The following is a 1,094-nucleotide window of genomic DNA, read 5'->3' on the forward strand; positions in this document are numbered from 1 at the left end:
GGCATGCTTATGTCTTAGCGTCTAGCCCTCAAATTCTTTACTTTTGTCAAAGAGGAAAGCGGAGCGATCCTTGACAAAAGTAAAGAATTTGAGATCATTAAGAAAGACTAAGCAGGCTTGTTCCTAAAGTATTCGCGTACTACTTCATTGGGACTCTTAAAATTTAAAACCTTTCGATGGATATTATTGCCTCGGTTCACATATCGACGATGTGCTTTCTTCAATTCTTGCACACTCTTAAATTCTCGACGATTGTAGAATCGTTCCCCATCTTCTCGGTGACTTCTTTCAACTATGCCGTTCTGCCATGGAGAATAGGGACGGGTCTTGAGATACTCTATCTCCTTACTCTCGAATATCTCCTCAAAGATGGTTAGTTTATCGGTAACATCTGGATCATTGGTAAATTCACGCCCATTATCTGTTTGAACCTTCGTGATATCAAAGCCTAGACACGCTTCTAACTCTAATAAAAATAAAGCGGTATTGGTGACCGTTTTTTCATCCACAATCTCACAGTAGCGTTTGCGCGAATACTCATCGATCGCTGTGATTTGATAATAACGAATGCCTTTCGAATCAAACTTAAGACAATGCATGGGCACATATTTGATATCGATTTGTACCTTTTCGCCTGGATAAGTTACTTGGGTCGGTTTCCATCTAGACTTGGGATATTTTTTCTTAGCATCCGCTACGCTCTTGTTCCAACCCTGCTCACGAATCTGTTTGCACATACTATCATAACTACGTGAATAACCTTCACGCTGACATTGAACATAAACTTCCGCGAGCCCTTCATGACCATAGCGTTGATATTTTGCTTTAATTATTTGTAGTTCGTTATCGGTATGCTGATTAGGGTGTGAGTGAGGACGTCGTGATTGATTTCTTATACTCTCCCAACTTCCGTCATATCGATCACGCCAACGTTTTACATTTTGTCGAGACGTATGATAACGCCGAGCTGCTGCTGCATTATTATCATGTTCGATGGCATACTCTACAATTCTTTTTCTTAATCGCATTTCTTCTGTTATAATATTTTTCATGGGAGCTTCCTTTCGCTAAGTTGTTTGTATATCTTTAGTGTA

Annotated in this window: 1 protein-coding gene; it reads right to left on the minus strand. The window is 39.8% G+C overall.

Features of this window, described 5'->3' with window-relative positions:
- Window positions 1-107 precede the first annotated feature (107 nt).
- Window positions 108-1,052 (minus strand): DDE-type integrase/transposase/recombinase, encoded by a 945-nt coding sequence (locus tag ACQV18_RS09340; protein WP_428893011.1) that lies wholly within the window; start codon window positions 1,050-1,052, stop codon window positions 108-110.
- Window positions 1,053-1,094: the final 42 nt, after the last annotated feature.

This window comes from Facklamia sp. P9177 (assembly GCF_050409585.1).
In the GTDB taxonomy this organism is placed as follows: Bacteria; Bacillota; Bacilli; order Lactobacillales; family Aerococcaceae; genus Facklamia.